The 3656-nt window shown below is 72.3% G+C and carries 3 protein-coding genes; 2 read left to right on the forward strand and 1 reads right to left on the reverse strand.

The annotated features are described in order from the left end of the window. The coding region (locus ACFW2E_RS37520; protein ID WP_384473722.1) for a trans-sulfuration enzyme family protein at positions 1 to 1225 on the reverse strand (1225 nt) is incomplete at its 3' end. Positions 1226 to 1285: 60 nt separating this feature from the next. Between ACFW2E_RS37520 and ACFW2E_RS37525 the strand changes: the two genes are divergently transcribed. Next, positions 1286 to 1789: an Lrp/AsnC family transcriptional regulator gene (locus ACFW2E_RS37525; RefSeq protein ID WP_384473725.1), complete on the forward strand. Its 504-nt coding sequence runs from the start codon at positions 1286 to 1288 to the stop codon at positions 1787 to 1789. Positions 1790 to 1822: 33 nt separating this feature from the next. Then, positions 1823 to 3514 carry a DUF885 domain-containing protein gene (locus tag ACFW2E_RS37530; RefSeq protein WP_384473728.1) on the forward strand — a complete coding sequence of 564 codons (1692 nt, stop codon included), beginning with the start codon at positions 1823 to 1825 and terminating at the stop codon, positions 3512 to 3514. The last annotated feature ends 142 nt before the right edge of the window (positions 3515 to 3656 follow it).

Consider the following 3656-nt stretch of genomic DNA (forward strand, 5'->3'; position numbering starts at 1 on the left):
CCCCGACCCCCACGGCCTCCCCGACGCCCACGGGCGTCGACGCCGCGGCGCCCTCGCCCAGCGCGGCGTCCAGATCCGCCCACAGATCCTCCACGTCCTCCAGCCCCACCGACATGCGCAGCAGCCGGTCACCCACGCCCGCACCGCGCCGGTCGTCCGCGTCCACGATCCGGTGGCTGATGGACGCCGGGTGCTGGTTCAGGGTGTCGACACTGCCGAGGCTCACGGCCGGGGTGATCAGCCGGACCCGGGAGATGACCTCGTGCGGGTCCCCGTGGACCTCGAAGGCGATCATCGCGCCGCCGATCCGCGGATAGTGGACGCGGGCGATTCGCGGGTCTGCGGCGAGGCGACGGGCCAGCTCGGCGGCGCTCGCGGAGGCGGCCCGTACCCGCACCGGCAGCGTGGACAGTCCCCTCAGCAGCAGATAGCCGGCCAGCGGATGCAGCACGCCACCCGTGGCGAACCGTATCTGCCGCAGCTGACGTGCGAGCTCCTCGTCACAGGCCACGACTCCCGCGAGCACGTCGCCGTGCCCGCCGAGGTACTTCGTGGCGCTGTGCAGCACGAGACGGGCACCCTGTTCGGCCGGGCGCTGGAGCACGGGCGTGGCAAAGGTGTTGTCGGCGAGCAGCGGCACGGAGCCGCAGGCGTGGGCGACGGCCCGCAGATCGAGTTCGGCCAGCGTCGGATTGGCCGGCGACTCGACCATCACCAGCCCCGTGTCCGGGCGCAGCGCGTCCGTGATGCCTGCCGGGTCGGTCCAGGTCACCTCCGTGCCGAGCAGCCCGGCGGTGAGCAGATGGTCACTGCAGCCGTACAGGGGGCGTACGGCCACCACGTGCCGCAGGCCCGTCGCGGCGCGTGCCAGGAGGACGGCGCTCAGCGCGGCCATGCCGCTGGCGAAAGCGACCGCGGACTCGGTGCCCTCCAGCCGGGCCAGGGCGGTCTCGAAGCGGGCCACGGTCGGGTTGCCCAGCCGGCCGTACACCGGAGGCCCCTCCGGCTCGGCACCGCTGGCGGCGAAGGCGTCGATGCGGGCGGCCTCGCCCCGGCTGTCGTACGACGGATAGGTGGTGGACAGGTCGATCGGCGGGGCGTGCAGGCCCTGCCGGGCGAGGTCGTCACGGCCGGCGTGCACGGCCTCGGTCGCCAGTGCTCGGGGTGCGGTGCGGGGGTCGCCGAATGCGCGGAGCTCGTGTCCGCGAGTGCTCGCTGAGTCCATGGGCGGAAGGGTGAACACCGAACGGGTCACAAGAATCGAACACCGTGCTACGTTCGACCAATGGCCGAATCTGTCGTACTGGATCCGGTGGATCTGCATCTGCTGAGGCTGCTGCAGAACGACGCCCGGACCACTTATCGCGATCTCGCCGCCCTGGTGGGCGTCGCTCCGTCGACGTGTCTGGACCGGGTGGCCCGGTTGCGCCGCTCGGGCGTGATCCTCGGGCATCAGCTGCGGCTCGATCCGGCCAAACTGGGGCGCGGGCTGGAGGCGCTGCTGTCGGTGCAGGTGCGACCGCACCGGCGGGAGCTGGTGGGACCGTTCGTGGAGCGGATCCGCGCGCTACCGGAGTCACGGACGGTGTTCCACCTGACCGGACCCGACGACTACCTGGTCCACGTGGCCGTGGCGGACATGGCGGACCTGCAGCGACTGGTACTCGACGAGTTCACCTCGCAGCGCGAAGTGGCCCGCGTGGAGACCCGGTTGATCTTCCAGCAGTGGGAGTGCGGCCCCCTGCTTCCCCCGGCCACGCCCACAGCTGAATCGACGGCGCACGGGTGACGTGGACATCGCCGCCGTACGAGGATGGGCGGCATGTCTGACACCAAGAGCCCGCTGCCCCGTGAGGTCGCCGACGCCTATGTCGACGAACTCGTCGCCCTAGACCCGGTCACCGGTACCTACCTCGGCGTCAAGGAGAGTTCGAGCAGGCTGCCGGACTTCTCGCCGGCCGGTCAGGAAGCCCTGGCACAGCTGGCCCGGACCACGCTCGCGAAGCTCGACGAGGCCGAGCGCCGGCCCGGGGCCGACGGCGACGTGGAGCGCCGCTGCGGGCGTCTGCTGCGCGAGCGGCTCACCGCCGAGCTCGCGGTGCACGAGGCCGAGGAGGGCCTGCGCGCGGTCGGCAACCTGCACACGCCCGGACACGCGGTGCGTGACGTGTTCACCGTGATGCCGGCGCAGACGGACGAGGACTGGACGGCGATCGCCGAACGGCTGCGCGCGGTGCCGGCCGCGCTGGCCGGCTACCGCGAGTCGCTGGCGCTCGGTCTGGAACGGAAGCTGTACGCGGCTCCGCGCCCGACCGCCACCTTCATCGACCAGCTCACCGAGTGGTCGGACACCGACGGCAAGGGCCGCGGCTGGTTCGAGGACTTCGCCTCGGCCGGGCCCGAGGCGCTGCGCGCCGAACTGGACGAGGCCGCGCGCGGAGCGACCACGGCCGTCGTGGAGCTGCGGGACTGGATGCGGGACGTCTACGCCCCCGCGATCGAGGGCACTCCGAACACGGTGGGCCGCGAGCGCTACGCACGCTGGTCGCGCTACTTCAACGGCACAGACCTGGACCTCGACGAGGCGTACGCGTACGGCTGGTCGGAGTTCCACCGCATCCTCGGCGAGATGAAGCAGGAGGCCGAGAAGATCCTGCCGGGCGCCGGGACGCCGTGGGTGGCGCTCGCGCACCTCGACGAGCACGGCGCGCACATCGAAGGCGTCGACGAGGTCCGCGAATGGCTGCAGGGCCTGATGGACCGGGCGATCGCGGACCTCGACGGCACGCACTTCGAACTCGCCGAGCGGGTGCGGAAGGTGGAGGCCTGCATCGCGCCGCCCGGGGGCGCGGCGGCCCCGTACTACACCGCCCCGTCCGAGGACTTCTCCCGCCCCGGCCGCACCTGGCTGCCGACGATGGGCCAGACCCGGTTCCCCGCGTACGACCTGGTGTCGACCTGGTACCACGAGGGCGTGCCCGGTCACCACCTCCAGCTCGCTCAGTGGGCGCACGTGGCCAAGGACCTCTCCCGCTACCAGGCCACGATCGGCGGGGTCAGCGCCAACGCGGAGGGCTGGGCGCTGTACGCGGAGCGTCTGATGGACGAGCTCGGCTATCTCACGGACCCCGAGCACCGTCTCGGCTACCTCGACGCGCAGATGATGCGCGCGGCCCGGGTGATCGTCGACATCGGCATGCACCTGGAGCTGGAGATCCCGGCGGACTCCCCGTTCCGCCCGGGTGAGCGCTGGACGCCGGAGCTGGCCGAGGAGTTCTTCGGTGCGCACAGCAGCCGCCCGGCGGACTTCGTGGAGAGCGAGCTCACCCGCTATCTCACCATCCCGGGCCAGGCGATCGGCTACAAGCTCGGCGAACGGGCCTGGCTGCTGGGCCGGGAGAACGCGCGCAAGCGGCACGGCGACGCCTTCGATCTGAAGGCCTGGCACATGGCGGCTCTTTCGCAGGGTTCGCTGGGCCTGGACGACCTGGTGGACGAGCTGTCCGCGCTCTGACCGGTCGTCGCGCCCGGTTCCGCTCCGGGGCGACGGCGCCCCACCCCCCAACGCCCTGGGGCCCTGGGGGGGCGTCGGGGGCGGACCGCCGGGTCCGCCCGCCCAGTAAGAGTTAGGCCCGCGGTACCGGTGCACGCGTTGC

The organism is Streptomyces sp. NPDC058964 (genome assembly GCF_042741275.1).
Lineage (GTDB): Bacteria > Actinomycetota > Actinomycetes > Streptomycetales > Streptomycetaceae > Streptomyces.

Coding starts and splice junctions, on each gene's coding strand:
- ACFW2E_RS37525 (WP_384473725.1), top strand. CDS start 1,286: ATGGCCGAATCTGTCGTACTGGATCCGGTGGATCTGCATCTGCTGAGG.
- ACFW2E_RS37530 (WP_384473728.1), top strand. CDS start 1,823: ATGTCTGACACCAAGAGCCCGCTGCCCCGTGAGGTCGCCGACGCCTAT.